Genomic DNA, 25,182 nt, shown 5'->3' on the forward strand with positions numbered 1-25,182 from the left:
CCTCGCGGAGCCTTCAAGTCGCCGCCGCAAGGGTGAATCAAACCTTAACCAAACACGCACGGCGTCACCGAACCTGTGGACGCCGAACCCGCACTACTCGCGGGCGACGCCTTCCAGGATCGGGACGAAACGCACTTCGCACAGGACTTCGACCGTGAAGCCCCCCTTCCCGTCGCCGGCATAGCGGCGAAGGCTCTGGACCGGCCCACGTCCGACGGGTGCGACGAGCACGCCGTTGGGCTTGAGCTGGGCCAGGAGCCCCTTAGGTTCTTCTTGCGCCGCAGCCGTGACCATAATGCGGTCGAAAGGCGCCTGCTCGCGCCAGCCTTCCCAGCCGTCGCCGAACTTGGTGATGACGTTGGTCAGACCGAGCACGGCGAAGCGCGCCTCGGCCTCTTTCATCAGAGTGCGATAGCGCTCGACCGTGTAGACGAGGCGCGACACCCGGGAAAGGATCGCGGTCTGATAGCCCGAGCCCGTGCCGATCTCCAGCACCCGGCAACGCGGCTCGACCGTCAGGGCCTGGGTCATCAGGCCGACGATGAACGGCTGGCTGATGGTCTGGCCGCAGGCGATCGGCAGGGCCGAGTCCTCCCAGGACCGCTCCTTGAAGAGGTCGGGAGTAAAAAGGTCGCGCGGCGTCTTCTCGATCGCCGACAGCACGTTGGGATCGGTCACCCCCTGCTCGCGCAGCGCATCCAGCAGCCGCTTCAGCAGCGCTTCGGGCGCTTCCGGGCGCTTGGCGCTCGCCATCACAGGCCGGGCTCCGGGCTCTCCGGCTTTTGGGCAAGCTTCGGCGGCGCTCCGCCCAGCACGCCCTTGAGGGCGGCGACGGTGGCGTTGTGCGTCAGGTCGATATGCAGGGGCGTCACCGAGATGCGCCCTTCGTACACGGCCTTCAGATCGGTGCCCTCCGGCGGATTGGACGGCTTCACGGTGAAACCGGTCCAGTAGTAGTCGCGACCGCGCAGGTCCGTCCGCTTTTCCATGCGCCGCAAGTGCGAGTCGCGAAAGCCCTGGCGGGTCACTTCCACGGCATCGACCCGTTCCGGCGGCAGCGGCGGGAAGTTGACGTTCATGACGACGTCGGTCGGCCAGCCGATCTCCAGCAGGCGCTGGATGACGCCCGGCCCGAAGTGCTCGGCGGTCTCCCAGTGGGCGACGACCTCGTCGTGGAAATAGGTCATGGCCTGAGACAGGGCGATCGACGGAACGCCCAGGACCATGCCCTCGATGGCGCCGGCGACGGTGCCCGACAGGGTGACATCCTCGGCCAGGTTCTGGCCGCGATTGACGCCCGACAGCACCAGATCCGGCTTGGCACCCTCGATCAGTTCCTGGAAGGCCAGCGCCACGCAGTCGGTGGGCGTGCCCTCGACGGCGAAGCGGCGGGTGTCGATCTTCCGCACCCGCAGCGGATCGGACAGGGTCAGGGCCCGGCTGGCGCCCGACTGCTCGTATTCCGGCGCGACGATCCAGACGTCGTCCGACAGGGTCGCGGCGATACGCTCCAGGCTTTGCAGGCCCGGAGCGTGGATGCCGTCGTCGTTGGTGAGGAGGATCCTCAAGCCGCGCCCCCGATGTGGGTCAGGCCGCCCATATAGGGTTGCAGCACGGCCGGGATATGGATGCGACCGCCCTCGTCCTGATAGTTCTCCAGCACGGCCACCAGGGTGCGGCCGACGGCCAGGCCCGAACCGTTCAGGGTGTGAACGTAGTGCGTGCCCTTCTCGCCGGCCTTCTTGAAGCGGGCGTCCATGCGGCGGGCCTGGAAGTCGCCGCAGTTGGAGCACGAGCTGATCTCGCGGAAGGTCGCCTGCGACGGCAGCCAGACTTCCAGGTCGTAGGTCTTGCGCGCGCCGAAGCCCATGTCGCCCTTGCACAGCAGCATGGTGCGGAATTCCAGCTCCAGCTTCTTCAGCACCGCCTCGGCGCATTCGACCATGCGCTCGTGCTCGGCCTCGGACTGATCGGGCGTGGTGATCGAAACGAGCTCGACCTTCTGGAACTGGTGCTGGCGGATCATGCCCCGCGTATCGCGGCCCGAGGCCCCGGCTTCCGAACGGAAGCAGTGGGTCAGGGCGGTCAGGCGCAGCGGCAGCTCTTCCTCGCCGGTGACCTGCTCGCGCACGATATTGGTCAGCGAGACCTCGGCGGTCGGGATCAGCCAGTGGTCGCCGGTGGTGCGGAAGAGATCCTCGGCGAACTTGGGCAGTTGGCCGGTGCCGAACAGGGCCTCGTCCTTGACCAGCACGGGCGGGCTGATCTCGGTGTAGCCGTGCTCGACCGTCTGCAGGTCGAGCATGAACTGGCCGAGCGCCCGCTCCAGGCGGGCGATCTCCTTCTTGAGCACCACGAAGCGGGCGCCGCTCATGCGGGCGGCGGCTTCGAAGTCCATGCCGCCCAGCGCCGCGCCGAGATCGACGTGGTCCTTGGGGGCGTTCAGGCGGCCGGCCGGCAGCTTGGAGCGATCGCCCCAGCGGCGCTGCTCGACATTGCCGGTCTCGTCATCGCCTTCCGGCACTTCGGCGGCGGGGATGTTCGGCAGCGAGGCCAGCAGGTCTTTCAGCTTGGCGCCGACGAGGGCTTCCTCTTCGCCGGCTTCGGCCATGCGACCCTTCAGCGCCTCGACCTCGGCCATCAGGCGGGCGGCTTCGGCCTCGTCCTTCTTGGCCTTGGCCGCGCCGATCAGCTTGGAGCTTTCGTTGCGCTTGGCCTGGGCTTCCTGCAGGGCGGTCTGTGCGGCGCGCAGCTGGGCGTCGAGCTTGACGGCTTCCGACGCCGCGCCCGAACGGCCCTTGGCCGACCAGGCGGCTTCATAGGCTTCGGTGTTTTCGCGGATGGCCTTGATGTCGTGCATCGGGAGCGCTCGGAAGGAAGTCGTTAAGAAACGCCCTTCTCTAAGGCGCGTCGCCAAGGGCGCCAACCTTTTCGCGCTGGGTCAGCCGTTAGGGTCGCCGCCCCAATCCTCGTGAGCATGCCGAATGCGGAGCACGCGCACGCCCCGCTCATCCACTCGGTAGACGATGAGGTGCGCCTTGTGAGGATGAACGCGAACGGGCGGCGTGATTTCCGAACGTTCCGGAGCGGCTCGCGGGAAGGCGGCGAGAAAGTCGAAGGCCCGCTCCAGGCTCAGGTGATATCGCTCGGCCTGGGATGCGCCGAACGCGCGCACGCCTTCGATATAGATTCCTACAAGATCGTCCCTGGCCCTTTGGCTGAGCCTATAGGCCAAAGACCTTTGCCCTAGCCCGAGCGATCTCCAGGATTTCCGGCATGCTGTGCTCGCTGTCGCCTGAGGCCAAGGCCTCGTCCACGAGCGTCTGCATGGCCTGGATCTTGGCGTGCCGCGTACGATCCCGCTCGATCAGGTCCCGCACGTAATCGGCCGGCGTGTCGTAGCGCTCGGACCGGGCCTGTTCCTCGACCCAGTTCTTGGCGTCTTCCGACAGAGGCACGTTCATGGTCGCCATGAATTCAGCCTGAGACCGGCCGACCGGATTGTCAAACGACAGCCTAGACCGCCACGACGTCCTTGCTCTCTTCGGCTTCGCGCTTCTTGCGGCCGCGCTCGATGATCCAGACGCACCAGATGCCGATCTCGTAGAGCAGGCACATGGGAATCGCCAGGGTCAGCTGGCTGATCGGATCGGGCGGGGTCAGGACGGCGGCGGCGATGAACACGCCGACGATGGCGTAGCGGCGGCCGCCGCGCAGCATCTTGGAGTCGATGATCCCGGCCATGCCGAGCAGCGACACGACCACCGGCAGCTGGAAGCACAGGCCGAAGGCCAGCAGCAGCGAGGTCACCAGGGTCAGGTAGTCCGACACCTTGGGCAGCAGCTCGACCGAGATGGCGTCGCCGAAGATCTGCTGGTTCATCGAGAACCAGACGATGAACGGCAGCATGACGTAGTAGACCAGCGCCGCGCCCATGACGAACAGCACCGGCGAAGCGATCAGGAACGGCAGGAAGGCGCCGCGCTCGTTCTTGTAGAGACCGGGCGCGACGAAGCGGTAGAGTTGCCAGGCCAGCACCGGGAAGGTGATGACCACCGCACCGAACGCCGACAGCTTCAGCTTGGTGAAGAACTGCTCCAGCAGCGCCGTGAACACGAACTTCTGGTGGGCGACGTCTGCCGGCGCGTCCTTCAGGCCCGTCAGCACCATGATCAGGTCGAAGGGATTGTGATGCGCGCCCCCCGCCTTGCTGGCGGCGACCATGCCGGCGGCCACCTCGAACGGGTGGATCAGGAACAGGAACAGCTGGTTCGAGAAGTAGAAGCAGACGCCGAAACCGACGAACAGCGCCACCACGCAGACGATCAGGCGCGAGCGCAGCTCGGTCAGGTGCTCGAGCAGCGGCGCGCGCGAGGCCTCGATCTCCTCTTCGGGATCATATCCGATCGAGTTGGTCACGAGACGATGTCCGAGCTGGAAGAGGCGGTCTTGGTGGTGCGCTTGCGCGGCGGCTTGACGACGGCCGCGGCCGTGCCGCCGGCGGCGACGGCTTTAGCCGCCTTGGGGGCGGCGGCCTTCTTGGCCGGAGCCTTGGCGGCGACGCCGACGTCCTTGGACGCGGCCTTGGCGCGCGAGGTCTTGGAGACGATTTCGACGGTCGGCTCGGCGACAGCCTTGGGGGCGCGCTTGCGGACAGGCTTGGCCGGGGCCTCGATGGCGGCTTCAGGCTCGGCGACCGGCTCGGGATTGTACCCGGCGTAGGGATGGGCCTGGACGGCGCCGCTGTTGAGGCTGGCGTCGATATCGGCGAACACCTCGTCGACCGTGGCGTCCTTGGCTTGGTCAACCGCGGCCTGCACCGGATTGGCGTACTGGCCGGCGCGCATGGCCTCGACCTCGCGGCGCAGCTCGTCCAGCTCCGACTGGCGAGCCATCTCGTCGAAGCTGGCGCGGAATTCCGCAGCCATGCCGCGGATCTTGCCGACGAACTGGCCGAGCTTGCGAAGAAGAACAGGCAGATCCTTCGGCCCCACCACGATCAGCGCGACCGCGGCGATAACCAGAAGCTCAGCGCCGCCGATATCAGGAAGCATGAAAGCGCCTCAGACCGGCCCGGCGCTCCCCCGTGGAGACCTGGGCCGAGAGATTTGGAAAAACGAAGCCGCGCCCTCCGGGGAAGGCGCGGCGAAAACAAACCTTACGACTTGCGCAGGTCTTCCTTCTCGGCCTCGGTGCGCGGCAGCGCGCCCGTGGACTTGTTGTCGGCGACTTCCTGGCTGCTGTCGTCCTTCAAGCCGTCCTTGAACGCCTTGATGCCCTTGGCCGCGTCGCCCATGATCCCGGACAGCTTGCCGCGACCACCGAAAAGCAGGGCGACGACCGCGATCACGATCACCCAGTGAATCCAGCTCATGCTACCCATAGCGGCGGTGCTCCTTGCGACAGCGGCGCTTTAGCCGCTGCGGCGTGTCGTTACAATGTCTCAGATAATATAGGCGTCCGCATGGCCATGAGCCAAGCGGCGCAAATCGCGGCGATTGCGCCCCGGCCAAGACAGGCTTGGCCTCAACGCCCCGGCTCTCCGCCCTCCGGCTCGCCCAGGAAATCCTGAGCGAATTCCGGCGTCTCGCCTTCGTCCAGCGGGTCTTCCTCCTCGCCGTCGGCCCGCAGCCCCATCGGATCGGGCACGCTGAAGCCCGGCGGCAGGTTCAGATCGAGCAGGCCCGCGGCCTTCATTTCGGCGACGCCGGGCAGGTCGCCCAGATTCGCCAGGCCGTAGTGCTCGAGGAAAGCGTCGGTCGTGCCGAAAGTCACCGGACGGCCCGGCGTGCGGCGACGGCCGCGCATGCGGATCAAACCCAGCTCCAGCAACACGTCCAGCGTGCCCCGGCTGGCCTGCACCCCGCGCACGGCCTCGATCTCGGCCCGGGTGACGGGCTGGTGATAGGCGACGATGGCCAGGGTCTCCTGGGCGGCCTTGGACAGGCGGCGCGGCTCCTCGCGTTCCTCGGTCATCAGGAAGGCCAGGTCGGCGGCGGTCTGGAAGCGCCAGCGGCCGGCGACCTCGACCAGCTCGATCCCCCGCCCATCCCAGCGGGCGCGCAGGTCGGCGATGCCGGCCGGGATGTCAGCGCCGTCCGGCAGGCGCTTGGCGAGGTCGGCCACGCTCAGCGGCTCGGCCGCCGCGAACAGCAGGGCCTCGATGCAGCGTTCGGTGAAGAGGGGGTCGAGGGTCATGGGTAGAAGCTGTCTCTCAACACGATCACGCCCCCTCCTCCACGTCCGTCCGGGTGCGCAGGTAGATTTCCTCGAACGCGCCCATCTGGCGCACCGTCAGCGCGCCTTCCTTGGCCAGCTCCAGACTGGCCGACAGAGTCGAGGCCAGGTAGCTGGCGGGCGTGGGGCCGTCGGGGTCGTCCTCCCAGCGCTCGACGGGAGCGACGCCGGACAGGGCCGTCCACTCCTCCATCCTCGGCAGGAAGGTGCGCAGGCGGTCGCGGGCGTCTTCCAGCGGATAGGCCTGGGGCGGACGCGGGGCGTAGTGGCGGCCGTGCTCGCGCTTTCGCTGGGAGATGTAGGCGCTCATCAGGGCGTAGAGGTCGCCCTCGAACCGGGTGGAGGAGACGATCTTCACCGCGTCGGGATCGCCGCGCACGAAGACGTCGCGCTGGAGCTGCGGACGCTCCTTCAGGGCCTCGACCGACTTGCGCATGGCGTCGAGCTTGGCCAGGCGAAAAGCCAGCAGGGCGGCCATTTCCTCGGCCGGCGGCTCCTCGGCCTTGGGGCGATCGGGCTTGGGCAACAGCAGGCGCGACTTCAGGTAGGCCAGCCAGGCGGCCATGACGAGGTAGTCGGCGGCCAGCGAGAAGCGAACGCGGCGGGCCTGCTGCACAAAGGCCAGATACTGCTCGGCCAACTTGGTGATCGACAGCTGGAGCAGATCGACCTTCTGGTTGCGGGCCAGAGCCAGCAGGACGTGCAGCGGGCCTTCGTAGCCGTCGATGTCGATGACCAGGGCCGCGCCGTCTTCCGCCGCCTCCCGGGCGGCCGCGAAGTCGAATGTGGGCTGGAAGCCCGTGCTCACCCGGCGAACCGGCCGTCGAAGGCGGCGTCGAAGCGGGCGCGGGCCTCGGCGACGTCGAGCGGCTCGTGCACCTTGACCAGGCGGCCCATGACCGCCTGGGCGCGGCGGCGGGCCTCCTTTGAGAGCTTGCCGACGCCGGCCATCACGGCCTTCATCTCGTCCATGTCGCCGTTGCAGTGCAGGACCACGTCGCAGCCGGCGGACAGGCTGTCCTTGGCCCGCTGCTTGAAGTCGCCCGACAGCGCCTTCATCGACAGATCATCGCTCATCAGCAGGCCGTCAAAGCCCAGGGACTCGCGGATGACCTTCTTGATGGCCTTCTTCGAGGTGGTGGCTGGGTTGCGGCGGTCGATGGCCGTGTAGACGACGTGGGCGGTCATCGCCATCGGCATGTCCGACAGCACCCGGAACGGGGCGAAGTCGCGAGCTTCAAGCTCGGCCAGCTTGGCCTTCACGACCGGCAGCTCCAGATGGCTGTCGCTCATGGCGCGGCCATGGCCGGGGATGTGCTTGATGATCGGCAGCACGCCGCCGGCCAGCAGCCCCTCGGCCGCCGCGCGGCCCAGGGTCGCCACCTGCTCGGGCGTGTCGCCATAGGCGCGATCGCCGATGATCTCGTGGCCCTTGGGATCGGGCACGTCCAGCACCGGCACGCAGTCGACATTGATGCCCAGCGAGGTCAGATCGTGGGCGATCAGGCGCGCGCCGAGACGGGTGATCTCGCGGGCGACCAGCGGGTCGTTGGCGACGAGATCCCCGTAAGCGCGGCCCGGCGGATACTTCTTCCAGTGGGGCGGCTGCAGGCGGGCGACGCGGCCGCCTTCCTGGTCGATCAGGATCGGCGCGTCGGGACGGCCGACCGTCTCGCGCAGGGCGGCGGTCAGCGCCCGCACCTGGTCGGGCGTCTCGATGTTGCGCTTGAAGAGGATGAAGCCCCACGGCCGCACGTCGCGGAAGAAGGCGGCTTCTTCCGCGCTCAGGACGGTCCCGGCGCAGCCGAGGATGGCGGCGGACGACACGCTCATGGGGATCCCCTCGCCTACTTCACGAAGCAGGATTTGCCGGCGGCCGTCAGGGCGTCGCAGAACGCCTTGGCGTCGGCGCGGCTGGAGAAGCCGGTGACCGAGGTGCGGTAGAGGGTCGAGCCGTTCTTGTCGATCGCCTCGACCTTCTTGCCCTTGCCGGCGGCCAGGCCCGGCGCGATGCGGGCGGCGTCGCCCCAGGCCTTGTCGGCCAGGGCCGTCGAGGACAGGGCGCCGATCTGGACGCTGGCCGGACCCGAAGCGGTCGCGGCGGGCTTCGGCGCGGCGGCGGCCGGCTTGGCCGGAACAGTCTTGGGCGGCGCGACGGCGGCGGTGGCCAGGCTCTCGATGCTGGGCGCCGGAGCCGGCTTGGTCGGCGCGGGCTTGGCCGGAGCGGCGGAGACCGGCGCGCTGGGCGCGGCGACAGGCGGCTTGGCCGGCGGCAGGCTGGCGCTCTGCACCGGGGCGGCCGGCGGCGGCGCGGTCGGACGGGCCATCGGCTCTTCCGGCGGCGCGGCGTAGGTCGGCGAGGCCGTCGGGTTCTCGTGGCTGTAGATCTGCAGGCCGGCGGCTTCGTCGGGCTTGTTCTGGTCCGGCGCCGGAGCAGCCTTCATCTCGGCCACGGGCTCGCCAACGGTGCGCGGCGGTTCGTTCGGACCGCGGATGCCGTTGCGATAGACCAGGAACACGCCGACCAGCAGGGTGGCGAGCACCACCGCGCTGATGATCAGGGTCAGAGGCAGGGGCCTCGACCCACGCACCGGCTGGCGCGCATCGAAGGACAGCGGCGCATCGGTGGGCGGCGCATAGGCGCCGCGGTGCGGGTCGGACATCTCACTAGGCTCCAGAATTCCGGCGCTCGCATCGCCATCGGCGAATCACGCGCGCAAGTTCGTACTGTACTGGACCCGATCCCCGTTCAGAACTGTCGCACCCTTGCCGGTTGTGCATGTTCCTTCCGCGGCGGCAGGCCGTCAGTTCCAGACATCCAGATGGAACAGCTTGCGGTGCTCCTCGATGGCGAAACGATCGGTCATGCCGGCGATGTAGTCGCACACCACGCGGGCCCTTCCGGCCTGGTCGCGGTTCTGCGACTTGGCGAACCATTCAGAGGGCAGGACCTCGGGTTCGGCCAAGAAAAGCGTGAACATCTCGGCCAGAATGCGGCGCGCCTGGCTGCGGGTGCGGTTCACTCGCCAGTGGCGGTACATCTTGGCGTGGAGGAACTGGCGAAGGCGGGCCAGGTCTTCCAGCATGTCGGCCGAGAACGACACCAGCGCATGCGGCAGCGCCCGCACGTCGTCGGCCGAAGCGACGCCGGTGGCCGCGGCCCGCTGCAGGGTCTCGCCCATGACGTCGTCGACCATGGCGCCGATCATCCGGCGAACGGCCTCCAGGCGGGTGATGCGGGCGTCGAGTTCCGGACGCTCGCTGCGCACCGCCGCCAGGATCGGGCCGATCAGCGGCACGTCCATCAGTTCGTCCAGCGTGAAGAGCCCCGCCTCCACACCGTCGTCGATGTCGTGGTTGTTGTAGGCGATGTCGTCCGACAGGGCCGCGACCTGGGCCTCGGCCGAGGCCCAGGTGTCCAGCTTGAGGCCGTATTCGGCGTCGTACTTGGAAATCGCCTTCCACGACGGCTCGCCCAGCTTATGAACCACCGGACCGTTGTGCTTGATGACCCCCTCGAGGGTCTCCCAGGTCAGGTTCAGGCCGATGAAGTCCGGGTAGCGATGCTCCAGTTCGGTCACCACGCGGAAGGTCTGGACGTTGTGGTCGAAGCCGCCGAAGTCCTTGGTCTGCAGTTCCAGTTCGTCTTCGCCGGCATGGCCGAATGGCGGATGGCCCAGGTCGTGGGCGAGCGCGATGGTCTCGGCCAGATCGACGTCCAGCCCCAGGGCCGTGGCCAGCGAGCGGGCGATCTGGGCCACTTCCAGCGAATGGGTCAGGCGGGTGCGGAACTGGTCGCCCTCGTGGGCGACGAACACCTGGGTCTTTTCCTTCAGGCGACGGAAGGCCGAGGTGTGGATGATGCGGTCGCGGTCACGAGCGAACGGGGTGCGCGTACGGCTCTCGTCTTCCTGGTATCGCCGGCCGCGAGACTTGGCCGGATCCTCGGCGTAAGGGGCGCGGAGGACGGCGAACGGAGACGTCGACATGAGCGGCCTTTGCTGATCGCCCCTTTCCCCGGGGCGCGGACGTCCTCATATAGGCGATAGATGAAGTTTCCACAGCCATGACCGACACCATCGTTACGCTTTCTTCGAACGCCGCCCGCCGGCTGCACGCGCTTTCCGAGGCCGAAGGCCGCGAGGTGATGCTGCGCGTCGCCGTCGACGGCGGCGGCTGCTCGGGCTTCCAATATCGGTTCGACCTGGTCGAGGCCGCGCAGGACGACGACCTCAAGATCGAGCGCGACGGGGCCGCGGCCCTGGTCGACGTGATCTCCCTGGCTCTACTGAAGGGCTCGGAGATCGACTTCGTCGACGAACTGGCCGGCGCCGAGTTCCGAGTTAAGAACCCCAACGCCAAGTCCAGCTGCGGCTGCGGCGTCAGCTTCTCGATCTGATCGCGAAGGCCTGCTGGCCAACGCCGACAGCGGCTTGAAACGGGCGCGACTTGGCGCCCGTCGCGCTTTTCGGCGCCTGCGACCTGGCGTCGCGATTGTCGCGTGACCATTGTAATGCGACGCCCCCTCCCCTATATGTAAGCGAGCGCTCATTACCTGCGGCCCTCAATGCCGCACGAAAGCGCCATCCTCGCCCTAGCGCCGCCCCGCGGCGCGGGCGGACTTTTCCCCTAATTCGATCATCCGGAACGACGACATCGTCGTTCCCAAACTGGAACTTTATGAAAACCAACACCACTCGTGCGCCCATCGCTGTCCAAAAGCCGCGCATTCCGAACCTTTCGCCTGCCGTGACCTCCCCGCTCTCGCCCGCCACCCTCTGGGCCTGGCCCGGCCTCACCCGCGCCGAACTGCGCGAACTGATCATCGATCAGATCGGCTAAGCGCCCTATCCCCCGAAATCTCCCCTCGGCCGCTTGAGCCCGAAGCCCGCGCCCCCTAGCCTCGCGCGCCTGCTCGGAGCCCGCCATGCGCATCGCCACCTGGAACGTCAATTCGGTCAACGCCCGCCTGGACAACGTCCTGGCCTGGTTCGAGGCCGAGGCGCCGGACGTCGCGGTGCTGCAGGAGATCAAGTGCGTCGACGAGAAGTTCCCGGCAGAGGCCTTCGAGCGCCTGGGCTACAACGTCGTCGTCCACGGCCAGAAGACCTACAACGGCGTGGCCCTGCTCTCGAAGCATCCTCTTGAGGACGTCCGCAAGGGCCTGCCGCTGCTCGACGGCGACGCCGAAGACGAGCAGGCGCGCTATGTCGAGGCGGTGATCTCGGGCCCCAAGCCGGTGCGGGTGGTCGGCATCTACCTGCCCAACGGCAATCCGATCGGCACCGAGAAGTTCGCCTACAAGCTGTCGTGGATGCGCCGCCTGCATGAACACGCCAAGGGGCTGCTGGCCTTCGAGGAGCCGCTGGTCATCGCCGGCGACTACAACGTCATTCCCGAGGCCGAGGACGTGGCCAATCCCGAGGCTTGGGCAGGCGACGCCCTGTTCCAGCCCGAGAGCCGCGCCGCCTTCCGGGCGCTGAAGAACCTCGGCTTCACCGACGCCTACATGCAGTACGACGGCGCGCCGGGCGGCTACACCTTCTGGGACTACCAGGCCGGCGCCTGGCCGCGGAACCTGGGCATCCGCATCGACCACCTGCTGCTGTCGCCCCAGGCCGCCGACATCCTTGAGGACGTGACCATCCATCGCGACGAGCGCGACAAGGAGAAGCCGTCGGACCACGTGCCGGTGGTGGCCAGGCTGGCCCTCTAGGGCCACCAGCGACGCGCGGTAGCCGGCGCCCCTGTCGCGAATCCGCGAACGCCGCTAGTTTCCGAAACCATGAGCGAGTTCTGGCGTCTCCTTGTGCTCGTGGCCATCGCCGGCTCGGCCGTCACCTTCATGGGCAGCGCGGCCATCTGGTTCATGGACGAAGAGCGGCGTATCCGCCGCGCCCTCCGCCACGTGCTGAAGGGCGAACCCGAGACCGTGATCATCGCTCACGGCCGCGGCAAGGGCGCGGGCTTCTCGTTCGACACCAACACCGCCGCCGTCGCCTGGGACAACGGGACCTGGTGCCTGCTCTACCGCATCGACGAGCTGATGGGGGCCGAGCTTTCGGTCGACAACCAGGTGATCGGCCGGGTTTTCCGGGGCGAGCAGCGCCGGGCCATCGACCAGATCGTCCAGCAGGCCAGCCGGGTCTGCCTGCGCATGATCTTCGACGATCCGCGCCACCCCGACTTCGAGCTGGACCTGTGGCTGGAAGGCGACCAGCAGCAGCGCCAGAGCCGCTCGCCCGCCCTGGCGATCCAGGAGGCCAACCGCTGGCTGGCCCGGGCCGAGGCCATCGTCCGCCGGCCGCTGGCGCCGCGCGGCCCCCCGCCCGCTCCGGCCGCCAAGGCCGCCGAGCCCGAGATCGCCCGTCGTCCGGCGCCGGCGGCTCCGGCCGAAGCCTTCGAGAAGCCCGCGCCCTACCGTTCGGCGCGCGAGGCCGTGGCGACCGGCGCCGGCGCGAGCGCGGCGGCCGTGGCCACCGCCCCGCTGTTCGAGGAGATCGACGACGGCCCCGAGGCCGCCGATCCGCCGTGGTCGGATCCCGAGGCGCCGATCCAGGCCTGGGCCGACGACGGCGACGCCCACACTGACGACGGCCCCGCCTACCAGCCGCCCGAGCGTCCCTACAAGCCGGTGTCCAAGGCCTCGCGCTCGCCCAGGGACGACCAGGACGAGCTGCCCTTCGACCTCGACGACGAGGACTGAGGCCTCCCGCCAGGGTTGCGAAAGTCCGTCACTTGGGTCACGCTTCGCCGTCCCGTGGAGACGCGCCATGATCCGCCTCGCCGCCCTCGCCCTGCCGCTCCTGCTGGCCGCTCCGGCCATGGCCCAACCGATGGCCGCGGCCCCGGCCCCGCAGAAGCTGGTGCTGAACCTCGCCGACCGCGACGGCGACGGCGTGGTCAGCCAGGCCGAGGCCGCCGAACGCCTGGCGATCGCCGACGCCGAGGCGTTTCCGGCCGCCGCGCAGCCGGAGACCATCGCCAAGCGCCTGCCGATCAAGTTCGTGCCGCCCCAGGAGCACGACGAAAGCGGCTTTCCCGCCCTGGCGATGAAGCGGCGCTTCGTCGAGGCCAGCGAGTTCGAGCAGGCCCTGGAATATCGCTTCCAGGAAGAGCTGCGCGAGCGCCGCAAGTAAAGGTAGGCGATCGACGCATCGTCATCCGCCCCAATCCTTCTCGATCGCGCCCATTTTTTGCCATTGCGGCCAGCACGTAGTTGCGAGTCGATCTCAACGCCCGTATGACCCGCGCCCTTATTGCGATTGATACGCACAAGCGTTGAGTACGGGGCGAGTGATGAAGCAAGCGATGTTGGCCACCGCGGCGATGGCCGTGGCGCTGGGCGCGGCCGGACAGGCCTGGAGCCAGGACGAACAGGCCGAGCGCCTTCCCAAGGTCAGCATCGAGGCGACCGCCGCCCAGCCGCCGGCCGCGGCCTACGAGGCCGCCGACCCGGTCGATTCCGGCACCTCGAAGATCACCCGCCGCGCCATCGAGGACCGCACGCCCGGCAACGGCGACGTCATCGAGACCCTGAAGATCCTGCCCTACGCCAATTTCGACGCCGACCAGGGCCTGGCGACGCAGGACAGCATCCAGGACCTGCGGCCGGCCAACATCTCGCTCTCGGGCGGCCAGTACTACGACAACTACTTCTCGATCGACGGCGTGGGCGTGAACAGCCGCCTGAACGTGGTCGACCTGTCGAGCAACGCCCAGAACTACAACGAGACGGCCGGCGGCAGCGCCCAGTCGATCTGGCTCGACAGCAACCTGATCGAGAGCCTGACCGTCCGCGACAGCAACATCTCGGCCCAGTACGGCGGCTTCACCGGCGGCATGGTGCAGATCGAGACGCGCCAGCCGGCCCACGTGTTCGGCGGCTCGGTCACCTTCGGCTGCACCAACGACAGCCTGACCTCGTTCAAGATCCCCAACGCCAAGCGCGACGCCCTCGGCTCCAGCGTGCCGGCGCACCCGAACTACGAGAAGTGCAAGGTCAACGCGACGGTCGACCTGCCGATCAACGACAAGGTTCGGGTCCTGCTCGGCGCCGGCCGGCAGGAAACCGAGATGACCTACTACCGGGCGGCGGCCTATGGCGGCACGCCCTTCGGCCTCAAGAGCCGCAGCGACAACGTGCTGGCCAAGGTCGAGGCCGACCTCGCGCCCGACCTCGTGCTGCGCGGCCAGATCGCCTACAGCCCCTACACAAGCGAGAACTCGGCCAACAATTCGCGCAACGCCGTCATGACCCAGAAGGGCGGCGGCCTGACCGGCAAGCTCGAACTGGCCGGCAAGCGCGACGAGGCGAACTGGTCGCTGGCGGCCACCTACGCCAAGGCCCAGAGCGGCCGCAAGGCGCCCGATCCGAACTTCTCCTGGCCCTCGGCCTCGAACTACGCCGACTGGTGCTCCAACACCAACTGCACCGAGGGCAGCTTCGGCGACCTCGACCAGTGGCAGGAAGACATCGGCCTGCAGGCCCGCTGGAGCCAGCCCCTGCTGGGCGGCGAGCTGCGCGTCGGCGCCGACTACGGCCACGTCACGGCCCGCAAGCGCCGGCCCGAGGACAACTACGCCTACAGCCAGGGCACGGTCAGCAGCCTGGTCTCGTGCGCCACGGGCGACGTGGCCTGCAAGACCGGCGACGTCGTCCTGACCAGCGCCATCTACTATGCGGCCTATGACGCCGAGGCGAGCCTCGACTCGGTCTCGGCCTTCGCCGAATACGAGGTCAGCCGCGGCCCGCTGACCGTGCGCGGCGGCCTGCGCTACGACCACGAGAGCCTGCTCGACAACCACAGCTTCGCCCCGCGCCTGTCGGTGGTCTACGAACTGCCGTGGGCGGTCACCGCCACGGTCGGCGCCAACCGCTACTATTCGCGCGACTTCCTGGGCTACGCGATCAAGTCGCAGTATCCGGGCACCAAGGTCTATCGCCGCACCACCTCGACGGTGAACGGCCAGCTGGTGGCCGGCGACTGGTACCTCTATTCGCACTCGGTGACGGCCGGCGTGGCCGGCACCGGCGTCAAGACGCCCTATTCCGACGAGCTGACCTTCGCCCTCTCCAAGCCGGTGTTCGGCGGCGTGGCGCGGATCAAGGGCGTGGCCCGCGAGGCCCGCGACCAGTTCACCGCCGGCGTGGTCACGGTCCAGAGCTACGTCCGCGAGACCAACAACCAGACCTACACCTACAACACCACGCACCTGGGCAACGAGGGCGAGACCTCGTACCGCGGGATTTCGGCCGAATGGAGCCGGGGCTTTGGCCGCCACACCGTCACCGTCAACGGCTCGTGGTCGAAGACCGAGGACAACCTCAGCGACAACTACTACGAGGATCCGTCGGACGAGAGCGAGTACGCCGACGAGCTGATCTACTACAAGGGCGAGGTGCGCAGCCTGCTGGGCGTGATCTCCGAGAACCAGCGCCTCAACTACGCCGCCCCGGGCTTGGTCAACGCCGACTGGAGCGCCGACTGGTGGAGCGGCCGCATCCGCACCAACCTGAACGCCCGCTGGCGCTCGGGCTTCGACCAGATCGAGGAGACGGGCACGTACCAGACCGTCAGCAGCGTGCGCTACGCGGTTTGGGACGTGGTCCGCTACAAGGCCCAGACGACCTTCAACGCCAACATCCAGGCGCTGATCGCCAAGACGGCGTACGGCGAGGCCCGCCTCGACCTGCGGATCACCAACCTGTTCGACGTGACGCCGCAGACGGTGACGGCCTCGACGACCAGCCAGCCCTACAAGCTTGGCCGTTCGTTCTGGGTGGGCATGAGCTACAAGTTCTAACCCATGAAGCGCGCGGCGAATCTCCTGCTCCTGCTGGGAACGGCGGCGGCCCTGATCGGGCTGGCGCCGCTTCCCGACGCGAACGCGGTTCGCCGCGCCGCCTTCTCCGGCAAGCCCGACAGCTGGCCGGCCCCGACCCTGCTGGCCGGGGCCTCGTTCACCCCGTTCGGCGCCCTGCCCGCTCAGGTCGTTCCGGCCGACAATCCGCAGACGCCGGAAAAGGTCGCGCTGGGCCAGAAGCTGTTCGAGGATCCGCGGCTGTCGGGCTCGGGCCAGATCGCCTGCGCCTCGTGCCACAATCCGGAACTGGCGTTCGGCGACGGGGTGAAGACCTCGTTCGGCCACGACCGCCAGCGCGGCCGGCGCAACGCCCCGACCCTGACCGTCGTGGCCTGGCGCACGCCGCTGTTCTGGGACGGCCGGGCCGGCAGCCTGGAGACCCAGGCGCTCGGTCCGCTGGTCGACCACAAGGAGATGGCCGCCGACCCGCGCGAGGTCGAGCGCCGGCTGAACGCCGACCCCGACTATCGCAAGGCCTTCTCGCAGGCCTTTGGCGGCAAGCGCGTCACCGCCCAGGACGCCGCCAAGGCCCTGGCCGCCTACCAGCGCACCCTCAAGCCGCGCAGCAGCAAGTGGGACCGGGTGCTGAGCCTGGGCGGCCGGGTGCTGAGCGACCAGGAGCTGCAGGGGCTGGAGCTCTTCCAGGGCAAGGCCGGCTGCGCCAACTGCCACAACGGCCCGCTGCTGTCGGACGGCAAGTTCCACAACATCGGCCTCAGCTTCTATGGCCGCAAGCTGCAGGACCTGGGCCGCTACGAGGTCAGCGGCGACCCGGCCGACGTGGGGGCCTTCCTGACCCCGTCGCTGCGCGGCGTCTCGCGGACTGGCCCCTACATGCACAACGGCATCTTCCCGACGCTGGAGGGAACGGTGAACTTCTACAACGAAGGCGGCGCGCGGCTGCGGCCCAAGCCCGACCAGGTCGGCGACCGCCTGTTCCCGAACACCACCCCGCTGCTGAAGCCGCTCGGCCTGACGCGCGAGGAGAAGGCCGCGCTGGTGGCGTTTTTGGAGACGCTTTGACCCCTTCTCCCCTTGCGGGAGAAGGTGGCGGCCGAAGGCCGTCGGATGAGGGGTCGCGCTGACATTGGACGCCTCGTCCGGCCTGACCGCTGCACGCGGTTTTGAGTTCTGAGAGACCCCTCACCCGACCCTGCTCCGCAGGGCCACCCTCTCCCGCAAGGGGAGAGGGCATGGAGAGGCGATCTCCCGCTTTTCGGCGGCAGTTGATGGGGAGGCGCGGAGCGGCCGGGCGGAGCCCGGAGACCGTGATGTGTTTTAGCGTTTCGGCTTCGTCTGACCGCTCCGCCACATCGTAGGCTCGAAGGACCGGGCGCGCGGGTGCTTTTTCAACCCTGGACCCGGTTGTCCCTCGGACGGGCAGGACCAATAGCCCCGCGGTGATCCGGCGGCGCCTCGGCTGATCCTGTTAGGCCGGTTTGAAACGATCCCGGCCCTGTCGACCCGCAAGTTTCGTCACGGAACGGCTGGCGGCCCAATCACGCCTTCTGAGCGATCCTGCAAACCCGCCCTTCCCATGACGCCCCAAGCGGCCCCGCTCGATGCGATCCACAGCCGCTAACTCGGGCCGGTACCAAGAGCCCTCCCCATGGCTGGGATGGGTTTGATTATGGGGCGGCTTGAGCAGGTGGGGATAAGTTGGGATTATAAAGTTTTAGGGCGTTGATTTGGTTGGGTTCTTTTCCGATTACGCCGTGTGAGCAGTGTGCGTATCTCCCGATCCTTCTCCCCTTGCGGGAGAAGGTGGCGGCCGAAGGCCGACGGATGAGGGGTCTCTCAAATGGGAGACGCTTCCGCCCGGCCTAACCGCCGCACGCGGCTTCGAGATTTGAGAGACCCCTCACCCGACCTGCTTCGCAGGCCACCCTCTCCCGCAAGGGGAGAGGGATCAGCGGTCGTGGATTTCAGAAAAAGCCTGGGTCCCCGCTTTCGCGGGGATTTTACGGGGGAAAGGTCGGCGCGGCGGCGGCTGAAAGCGCCCCCCCTCCGGCCCTTCGGGCCACCTCCCCCAGAGGGGGAGGATCTTTTCCCTACCCCTTCACCGCATACGCGATCGGGGTCTCGAAGCGCCGGCGGTTCCAGTCGGAGTCGCGGGGGGCCTTGGGGAAGGGGGCGGCGGCGGTGAGGAGGTCCATGGCGGCGGCGTCGAGGGCGTGGTCGCCGCTGCTTTCGACGATGCTCGCCCGCGACATCCGGCCGAAGCGGTCGAGGGTGAAGGCCACCACCACCACGCCCTGGGAGCGGCGGCGGCGCAGGGCCTCGGGCATGGTCTTGCGGGCCTCGATCCACGACAGCACCTGGGCGGCGTAGGGGTCGTGCGACTTGGACGCGTCGCCGCGAACCTGGACCGGCGCTCCGCCGCCGGCCGGGGCCGAGGCGGCCGCGGCGACCGCCGCGACGGGGGTCACCGACGACGAAACCCGGCTCTCGACCGGCTGGGGCGCGACCTGCGGGGCGGCGTACAGCGGCTCGGGCGCGGGGATCGGGACAGGACGCGGCCTGATCGGCGAGACGCTGCGGGCCTCGCGCGGCACTTCCTGCGCCCGCCGCTCGCTGGACGCCTGGGACGGCGAAGGCTCGGGGCTGGGAGTCAGGACCTCGAACAGCGCCGCCTCCATGGCCGGCGGCTCGGACAGGCCCGGCATGGTGCGCACGAAGCCGACGAGCGCCAGAACGGCGGCCGCGTGCAGGCCCAGGGAAACGCCCGCCGCGAGCGCCTTGTCCCCGCCTCGCCCGCCCGTCCGGGGTCGTCCCACGCCGATAGACTCCACGCACTCAATAAGAATGCGTCGCATCTACAGGAAGGTGCGCCCCGAAACAACGTCCGGACGGATACGGATCACGCGGCCCACAGGGTCTCCTGCCCAGCCTCTCCGCGAACCTCAGGCCGCACCTCCTCACGACCTTGGGGCGCGAAGGCCGGATAGAAGGTCGCCAGCATCCGCTCGGCATAGGCCACCAGGTTGCAGAACCCCTCGGCCCGCTGGCGGATCGGCGAGTCGAAGAACGGCGTCAGGATCTGGGCCAGCATGGAAAAGGCGATGGCGTCGACGCTGGTCGGCCGCTCGCCCATCAGGAAGGCCTTGTCGCCCAGCATCTCCGAGAGCGCGGTCAGCGACCAGGCGGCCAGTTCGACGATCTCGTCGGGGCCGTGGCGACCGATCCCGACGGCCTTGAGATTGGCCTCGACCGCGTCGAGCAGGCCCGCCTTCAGGTCCTGGCGCATGGCCTCCGGCGCGCCGTCGAACCAATGGGCCGGCCCCTTCTCGAAGTTGTCGAAGTCGAAGAAGCGGAAGTAGCAGTTGGCCCAGCCCAGCTGGTTCTCGACCATGCGCTCGATCGCCCAGGCCTGGGCGCGCTCGACCCGGGTGAGGCCCGCATCGAGATCGACGCCGTAGCTGCGCTCGAGATAGGCGCGGATGAAGGTGGAGTCGGCGACCTTGACCCCGTCGTCGTCGATCCAGGGCAGCTGGCCCTTGGGCGAGGTCTCGGGATGGGCCGGGACCTTCTGGTAGGCCAGGCCCGCCATCATCAGGTGGATCTCGGTCTTGGTGACGTAGGGGCTTCCCTCAGGCAGGCCGTAGGCCGGGCCGGCGGCGTAGAGCGTGATCATCTCGAGGTCCCTCTCGTGCGGTATTGCGATGAGGACAGACTGCCGCCACCCTGCTGCCAGCATGCTGTCAGCAACGATCCGGCACTGTGGGACCCATGAGACGCGCTGAACGCCTATTCCAGATCATCCAGATCCTTCGCCGCAGCCGGACGCCGGTCACCGCCGACTCCATCGCCGCCGAACTGGAGACCTCCAAGCGCAGCGTCTATCGCGACATCGCCGCCTTGGTCGGTCAGAGGGCGCCCATCCGCGGCGAGGCGGGCGTCGGCTATGTTCTGGAGGCCGGATACGACATGCCGCCCCTGATGCTGACGCCGGACGAGATCGAAGCCGCCGTGCTGGGCGCCCAATGGGTGGCCGGACGCGGGGATCCCGCCCTGGCCACCGCCGCCCGCGATCTGATCGCCAAGATCGCCGCCGCCGTGCCCGACAACCTGCGGCCCTATGTGCTGGAGCCGGCGACCCGCGCCCCCGCGCCGTGGAACCCGACGCCCGACAACATCGACATGGCCCAGACCCGGGCCTGGATCCACGCCGGCCGCAAGATCCGGCTGGACTATCGCGACGAGAAGGGCGCGGTCAGCCAGCGGGTCGTCTGGCCGGTCACCGTCGGCTACCTCTCGACCGTGCGGATGCTGATCGCCTGGTGCGAACTGCGCAGCGACTTCCGCAACTTCCGCACCGACCGGGTGGTGGCCGCGCAGTTCCTCGACGACCGCCACGGCCAGCGGCCGGCCGTGCTGCGCGCCCGGTGGCAGCGGCAGATGGAGGAGGAATGGGCCGCCTATGACGCGGCCAAGGCGGCGGGACCGGCCCTGCCCTCCTCCTGAACCGGAACGTCAGCCATCAAAACTGAGCGCCCTGCGATTACTTTTGCGAATGAGTTTGCATTTGACTCGCAATTGAACGCCCGGTAGCTGCGACCCGTTCTTAGTAACGGGGGAAGTGCATGAGATCGCGGTTGATGATGGCGAGCGCCCTGGGCGCGTGGGCGGCGCTGGCGGGCGCGGTTCGAGCCGAGGAGCCGATCGCGACGGCGCCCGAAACCCCCACCGCGGTCGACGCCGTGGTCGTGACCGGCGAGAAGACCGCCCGCTCGCTGCAGGACACCGTCACCAGCGTAGCCGTGACCACCGCCCGCACGATCGAGCGCGAGCAGATCCGCAGCTTCTACGACGTGGTCGCCCGCACGGCGAACATGAGCGAGACCTACGGCAAGAGCGGCTTCACCATCCGGGGCGTGGCCAACAACAACGTCTCGGGCGGCGGCACCAGCGGCCTGGCCACGGTCTATCTGGACGGCGCGGCCATTCCCGAGCGCGCCATGTACGGCGGCCCACTGGAGATGTGGGACGTCGGTCAGGTCGAGATCTTCCGGGGTCCGCAATCGACCCTGCAGGGCCGCAACGCCCTGGCCGGCGCGGTGATCATCCGCACCACCGACCCGACCTTCGACTGGAACTTCAAGGCCCGCGCCACCGCGGCCAGCGGCGACGACCGCTCGATCGGCCTGGCCGGCGGCGGCCCGATCGTCGCCGACCAGTTGGCCTTCCGCCTAGCCTTCGAGGATCGCCAGAGCGACGGCTTCATCTACAACACCGTCCAGAAGCGCGACGACGACGCGACCGACACCCGCTCCTACCGCGGCAAGCTGCTGCTGACGCCCACGGCCCTCGAAGGCTTCAAGGCGATCGCCACCTACAGCCGCAACGAAAACAAGTCGGGCTATCTCTACACCTACGCCCGCACCGACACGCCGGACTATTACGACCACCGCGTCAGCAAGACCGACACGCCCAACACCAGCGACATCACCACCGACATCTTCAACCTGGAGCTCTCACAGGCCTTAAGCGAGCGCTTCACCCTTTCGGGCGCGTTCTCGTGGAGCAAGGTCGACCTGGTGCAGCGCTACGACGCCGACCTGACGCCGCAGACCCTGTCCTACGGCGGCCAGGACGAGCTGACCAAGACCACCAGCCAGGAAGTGCGCCTGAACTACGACGGCGAGCGGCTGAAGGGCCTGGTCGGCCTCTACCACGCCAAGCGCGACTCCGACCGCAAGTCGGCCAGTCTGACCAACGTGACCTTCCCCACCGCCACCCTGGTCAGCGTGCTGACCTCGACCCTGGTGAGCGGCGGAACGCCGCTGGCCACGGCCCAGGCGCAGGCCAACGCCTTCGCGGCCATCTATGTCGCCGCCCTGCCGGTGATCCCGGTCGACTATTCGTCGGACGCGCCGGAGATCGTCACCACCACCGCCCTGTTCGCCGACGGCAGCTTCAACCTGACCGCCAAGCTCAGCCTGCTGGCCGGCTTCCGCTACGACCACGAGGAGAACGAGCAGGAGTCGTCGCAGACGGCCGTGTTCGCCGGAACCTATCCGACCCCGGCCAACTTCGGCGCCTACGCGCCGTACGTGGTGCTGGTGAACAACTTCGTCGCCTCGATGGTGGCCCAGGCCGGCGCCGCCTCGCCCGGCTCGACGCGCAAGTTCGACGCCTTCCTGCCCAAGCTCGGCGTCAAGTACGCCTGGACCGACGACCTCTCGACCAGCTTCGTCGTGCAGCGCGGCTATCGCTCGGGCGGCTCGACGGTCAACGTCGCCCGCGCCACCGTCGTGCCCTACGACCAGGAATTCACCTGGAACTACGAGCTGTCGCTGCGCTCCTACTGGCCGCAGTGGGGGCTGACGGCCAACGCCAACGCCTACTATGTCGACTGGAGCGACCAGCAGGTGATCGTCAACCTGGGCCTCAACACCTATGACTACCAGGTCGAGAACGCCGGAACCTCGCACCTCTACGGCTTCGAGGTGGAGCTGAACCAGCGCCTGTCGCCCAAGGCCAGCTGGTGGGCGTCGCTGGGCCACACCAGGACCAAGTTCGACGAGTTCCGCGTCGGCACGGGGTCGGACATCCGCGACCTGTCGGGCTCGGAATTCCCCTACGCTCCGCACTGGACCTTCGCGGTCGGCGGCGACTACCGCTGGGACAACGGCCTGGTCGCCAACCTCAACGCCAACTACCGCGCCAAGGCCTTCACCGAGGCCGGCGGCGAGCAGGACGGCCGCATCGCCGACGCCCGCACTCTGGTCAACGGCCGCTTCGGCTACGAGGCCGCCCATTGGGGGGCCTATGTGTTCGGCAAGAACCTGCTGAACGAAAAGTACAAGCAGTACACCCGCGAAGACGTGCCGGTAGCCCTGCTGGGCGAGCCGCGCATTCTCGGCGTGACGCTGGAGACCCGCTGGTGATCGGCTTAGGTGGTCTCGCCCTCGCGCCTATCGCCCTGGCCGGCGCGCTGCTGCTGCGGCGCGCCTGGACCCACGCCGACGCCCGCCGCCCCTGGCTGATCGTCGGCGGCTGGGCGCTGCTGGCGGCGGCGCTCGTCGCCTCCGCCCCGATCCTGGGGGTGGTGCGCGGTCCGTCGATCATGCTGGCCCTGGCCTCCACGGTCGCCCTGGCCGTGGTCGCGGTCGGGGTCGAGCTGCGCACGGCCAGGCGCAAGGCCCCGCGCGAGCTGGCCCTGGAGCCGTCGGACCGCCGCCGCGTCGCCTGGCGCGGCTGGCTGCGCGGCTTCCTGGCGGGACCGCTGGGCGGCGCCGCGGCCATGGGCGTCGGCCTGGCCGTCGCCGTCTGCTTTCCCGCCGAGGTCAAGACCCGGCTGATCATCGGCGGCATGCTGGTGCCGTTCCTGTGGGCCGGCGGCATGGCCTGGACCCTGTCGGACGACAAGATCCTGCGCGCCCTGGCCGTGCTGGTCGGCGTCACCGTCCTCGGCTTCGGCGCCGTGTTCCTGAAGGGCTCCCTCTGATGCACGCCCCGCAAGCCAAGCCCAAGCCCGGCAAGCCGATCTGGCCGAAGATCCCCGCCGCCTTCGTGCGCGCCATGCTGGCCGGCCACTCGGCGCTGGGTCTCGCCTTCGCCGCCCTGATCTATCTGGTCTGCTTCTCGGGCGCGGTGGCGGTGTTCACCAGCGAGTTCAATCGCTGGGAGCAGCCCACGGCCCCCGTCCTGCACAGCGTGACCCCGGCCGCCGTCGGCGCGGCCTTCGAGGAGGTGCTGGCCAAGAACCCCAAGGCCCACGACCTCTTCATCCGCATGCCCGAGCCCGCCCTGCCCCGTCTGTCGGTGCACGGCGACGACGCCAAGGGCGGCGAGCACACCTGGTTCGCCGACGCCTCGGGCAAGATCGTCGCCGAGCAGAAGACGCCGTGGAGCCAGTTCCAGGCCAAGCTTCACACCGCCCTGCACCTGCCCGGCACCTGGGGCTTCTTCCTGGTCGGGCTGACGGGCGTGGCCCTACTGTCCTCGCTGGTCTCGGGCGTGCTGTCGCATCCCCGGGTGTTCAAGGACGCCTTCGCCTTCCGATGGGGCGGCTCCAAGCGCCTGCAGGAGGCCGACCTGCACAACCGCATCTCGGTCTGGGGCCTGCCCTTCCACGTGGTGGTGTCGCTGACCGGCGCGTTCCTGGGCCTTAGCGTGCTGATCGTCGGCGTGCTGGCCATGGTGGTGTTCGACGGGAACCGGGAAAAGGTCTTCGCCCTGTTCAGCGGCCCGCCGGTGGCCGACGACGCCCGTCCCGCTCCGGTGATCGACGTCGCCAGGGGCCTGGCCGTGCTGCAGGCCCAGAACCCCAAGGCCGGCTTCAACTACATCTTCGTCGAGCACCCCGGCGAGACCGGCCAGCACATGAGCGTCAACCGCGTCACGCCCGGCCGGCTGTCGCGCGGCGAGATCATCATCGTCGACGGAAACGCCAAGGTGCTGGGCCCGGCCGGCTTCGAGAGCGGCAACCTGGGCATGGCCATCTATTCCAGCCTGACGCCGCTGCACTTCGGCTGGTTCGGCGGCTGGCCGGTGAAGGTCGCCTACTTCCTGCTGGGCCTTGGCCTCACGGCCGTCACCGCCAGCGGCGTCGCCATCTGGCTGGCCCGCCGGCGCGACAAGGGCCGCCCGGCCCCGCGCTGGGAGCGGGTGTGGGTCGCCTTCTGCTGGAGCCAGCCCCTGGCCTACGCCGTCTCGGCCATCGTCGCCCTGCTGGCGCCAAGCGTCCCGCCGGTCGCGGTGTGGGGCGGCGTCACCCTGGCGGCCAACGCCTGCGCGTTCCTGTGGACGCCGGCGACGCTGTCGATCCGCCTGCGCCTGGCCAGCGCCGTGGGCCTTGCCCTGGTGGCCCTGGTGCACCTGGGCCTCAACACCGGCCGGACGGTGGATCCGGTAGCCTGGATCCTAGACGCCTCGCTGGTGCTGGGGGCCGGCCTGCTGGCGGCGTCGGCCTGGGCGTCGCGCCGGACGGCCCAGGCGTGATGGATATAAATCCCAATATATGAGTCATTGACTCGTATATTGAAATAATGCCGCTATCTCGGGCGTGCGAGCAGGACGCGGGGCGACGCCTCCGAACCCGTCCGGCGCACGCCCGACAACAAGAAACGATAG

Annotated in this window: 25 protein-coding genes; 10 read left to right on the forward strand and 15 right to left on the reverse strand. The window is 68.7% G+C overall.

Annotated elements, in window-relative coordinates; all coding sequences use genetic code 11:
- Positions 1-93: 93 nt before the first annotated feature.
- The 13 genes from AC07NG_RS08895 to AC07NG_RS08955 all read right to left on the reverse strand — a co-directional run bounded on the left by AC07NG_RS08895 (position 94) and on the right by AC07NG_RS08955 (position 10,226).
- Entirely contained in the window at positions 94-753 is a 660-nt protein-coding gene (locus AC07NG_RS08895) for a protein-L-isoaspartate(D-aspartate) O-methyltransferase (protein ID WP_494593407.1), read from the reverse strand.
- Entirely contained in the window at positions 753-1,568 is an 816-nt protein-coding gene (gene surE / locus AC07NG_RS08900) for a 5'/3'-nucleotidase SurE (protein ID WP_494593409.1), read from the reverse strand. Before surE ends, AC07NG_RS08895 begins: the two co-directional genes overlap by 1 nt.
- On the reverse strand, positions 1,565-2,860 hold the full coding sequence (gene serS, locus AC07NG_RS08905) for a serine--tRNA ligase (RefSeq protein ID WP_494593411.1): 1,296 nt from the start codon (positions 2,858-2,860) through the stop codon (positions 1,565-1,567). Before serS ends, surE begins: the two co-directional genes overlap by 4 nt.
- An 81-nt stretch (positions 2,861-2,941) precedes the next feature.
- Entirely contained in the window at positions 2,942-3,235 is a 294-nt protein-coding gene (locus tag AC07NG_RS08910; protein ID WP_494593413.1) for a type II toxin-antitoxin system RelE/ParE family toxin, read from the reverse strand.
- Entirely contained in the window at positions 3,225-3,473 is a 249-nt protein-coding gene (locus AC07NG_RS08915) for a ribbon-helix-helix domain-containing protein (RefSeq protein WP_494593415.1), read from the reverse strand. The genes AC07NG_RS08910 and AC07NG_RS08915 overlap by 11 nt, the downstream gene beginning before the upstream one ends.
- A 43-nt stretch (positions 3,474-3,516) precedes the next feature.
- The gene (gene tatC, locus AC07NG_RS08920; RefSeq protein ID WP_110120911.1) at positions 3,517-4,419 is read right to left on the reverse strand and encodes a twin-arginine translocase subunit TatC; all 903 of its coding nucleotides are present in this window, start codon (positions 4,417-4,419) and stop codon (positions 3,517-3,519) included.
- Positions 4,416-5,054 carry a Sec-independent protein translocase protein TatB gene (gene tatB, locus AC07NG_RS08925; protein ID WP_494593418.1) on the reverse strand — a complete coding sequence of 213 codons (639 nt, stop codon included), beginning with the start codon at positions 5,052-5,054 and terminating at the stop codon, positions 4,416-4,418. Before tatB ends, tatC begins: the two co-directional genes overlap by 4 nt.
- Before the next feature lie 104 nt (positions 5,055-5,158).
- Entirely contained in the window at positions 5,159-5,383 is a 225-nt protein-coding gene (locus tag AC07NG_RS08930) for a twin-arginine translocase TatA/TatE family subunit (RefSeq protein ID WP_058349436.1), read from the reverse strand.
- Between the two features lie 143 nt (positions 5,384-5,526).
- The gene (gene scpB / locus AC07NG_RS08935) at positions 5,527-6,198 is read right to left on the reverse strand and encodes an SMC-Scp complex subunit ScpB (RefSeq protein ID WP_487288311.1); all 672 of its coding nucleotides are present in this window, start codon (positions 6,196-6,198) and stop codon (positions 5,527-5,529) included.
- Between the two features lie 25 nt (positions 6,199-6,223).
- Positions 6,224-7,045 (reverse strand): segregation and condensation protein A, encoded by an 822-nt coding sequence (locus AC07NG_RS08940; RefSeq protein WP_492855991.1) that lies wholly within the window; start codon positions 7,043-7,045, stop codon positions 6,224-6,226.
- Entirely contained in the window at positions 7,042-8,070 is a 1,029-nt protein-coding gene (gene nagZ / locus AC07NG_RS08945; RefSeq protein WP_494593421.1) for a beta-N-acetylhexosaminidase, read from the reverse strand. The genes AC07NG_RS08940 and nagZ overlap by 4 nt, the downstream gene beginning before the upstream one ends.
- Before the next feature lie 14 nt (positions 8,071-8,084).
- Positions 8,085-8,900: a cell division protein FtsN gene (gene ftsN / locus AC07NG_RS08950; RefSeq protein WP_492855989.1), complete on the reverse strand. Its 816-nt coding sequence runs from the start codon at positions 8,898-8,900 to the stop codon at positions 8,085-8,087.
- A 141-nt stretch (positions 8,901-9,041) separates the two neighbouring features.
- The gene (locus AC07NG_RS08955) at positions 9,042-10,226 is read right to left on the reverse strand and encodes a deoxyguanosinetriphosphate triphosphohydrolase (RefSeq protein WP_494593423.1); all 1,185 of its coding nucleotides are present in this window, start codon (positions 10,224-10,226) and stop codon (positions 9,042-9,044) included.
- Between the two features lie 77 nt (positions 10,227-10,303).
- Between AC07NG_RS08955 and erpA the strand changes: the two genes are divergently transcribed.
- From erpA to AC07NG_RS08985, 6 genes are all read left to right on the forward strand, one after another.
- On the forward strand, positions 10,304-10,636 hold the full coding sequence (erpA, locus tag AC07NG_RS08960; RefSeq protein ID WP_494593425.1) for an iron-sulfur cluster insertion protein ErpA: 333 nt from the start codon (positions 10,304-10,306) through the stop codon (positions 10,634-10,636).
- A 528-nt stretch (positions 10,637-11,164) separates the two neighbouring features.
- Positions 11,165-11,953, forward strand: coding sequence for an exodeoxyribonuclease III (gene xth / locus AC07NG_RS08965; protein WP_487288316.1), 789 nt, complete (start codon positions 11,165-11,167; stop codon positions 11,951-11,953).
- Positions 11,954-12,022: 69 nt separating this feature from the next.
- On the forward strand, positions 12,023-12,943 hold the full coding sequence (locus tag AC07NG_RS08970; RefSeq protein WP_494593427.1) for a hypothetical protein: 921 nt from the start codon (positions 12,023-12,025) through the stop codon (positions 12,941-12,943).
- Between the two features lie 67 nt (positions 12,944-13,010).
- The gene (locus AC07NG_RS08975) at positions 13,011-13,376 is read left to right on the forward strand and encodes a hypothetical protein (protein ID WP_494593429.1); all 366 of its coding nucleotides are present in this window, start codon (positions 13,011-13,013) and stop codon (positions 13,374-13,376) included.
- Positions 13,377-13,536: 160 nt separating this feature from the next.
- Entirely contained in the window at positions 13,537-16,044 is a 2,508-nt protein-coding gene (locus AC07NG_RS08980) for a TonB-dependent receptor (protein ID WP_494593430.1), read from the forward strand.
- 3 nt (positions 16,045-16,047) lie between these two features.
- Complete coding sequence (locus tag AC07NG_RS08985) at positions 16,048-17,127, forward strand: cytochrome c peroxidase (protein ID WP_494593432.1); 1,080 nt, start codon at positions 16,048-16,050, stop codon at positions 17,125-17,127.
- Between the two features lie 1,028 nt (positions 17,128-18,155).
- On the opposite strand, the gene AC07NG_RS08990 is transcribed toward AC07NG_RS08985, so the two are convergent.
- Together AC07NG_RS08990 and AC07NG_RS08995 are read right to left on the reverse strand one after the other, a co-directional pair.
- Positions 18,156-18,881 (reverse strand): energy transducer TonB, encoded by a 726-nt coding sequence (locus tag AC07NG_RS08990; RefSeq protein WP_494593434.1) that lies wholly within the window; start codon positions 18,879-18,881, stop codon positions 18,156-18,158.
- Between the two features lie 83 nt (positions 18,882-18,964).
- Positions 18,965-19,738, reverse strand: coding sequence for a glutathione S-transferase family protein (locus AC07NG_RS08995; RefSeq protein ID WP_494593436.1), 774 nt, complete (start codon positions 19,736-19,738; stop codon positions 18,965-18,967).
- Positions 19,739-19,833: 95 nt separating this feature from the next.
- Between AC07NG_RS08995 and AC07NG_RS09000 the strand changes: the two genes are divergently transcribed.
- The 4 genes from AC07NG_RS09000 (at position 19,834) to AC07NG_RS09015 (ending at position 25,050) form a co-directional block, all read left to right on the forward strand.
- Positions 19,834-20,568 carry a helix-turn-helix transcriptional regulator gene (locus AC07NG_RS09000; RefSeq protein WP_487288324.1) on the forward strand — a complete coding sequence of 245 codons (735 nt, stop codon included), beginning with the start codon at positions 19,834-19,836 and terminating at the stop codon, positions 20,566-20,568.
- Positions 20,569-20,687: 119 nt separating this feature from the next.
- Positions 20,688-22,994: a TonB-dependent receptor gene (locus tag AC07NG_RS09005; protein WP_494593438.1), complete on the forward strand. Its 2,307-nt coding sequence runs from the start codon at positions 20,688-20,690 to the stop codon at positions 22,992-22,994.
- Positions 22,991-23,554, forward strand: coding sequence for a hypothetical protein (locus AC07NG_RS09010; RefSeq protein WP_492855980.1), 564 nt, complete (start codon positions 22,991-22,993; stop codon positions 23,552-23,554). Before AC07NG_RS09005 ends, AC07NG_RS09010 begins: the two co-directional genes overlap by 4 nt.
- Positions 23,554-25,050: a PepSY-associated TM helix domain-containing protein gene (locus tag AC07NG_RS09015; RefSeq protein ID WP_494593440.1), complete on the forward strand. Its 1,497-nt coding sequence runs from the start codon at positions 23,554-23,556 to the stop codon at positions 25,048-25,050. The genes AC07NG_RS09010 and AC07NG_RS09015 overlap by 1 nt, the downstream gene beginning before the upstream one ends.
- Positions 25,051-25,182: the final 132 nt, after the last annotated feature.

Source organism: Caulobacter sp. GW821-FHT10C03 (assembly GCF_059415485.1).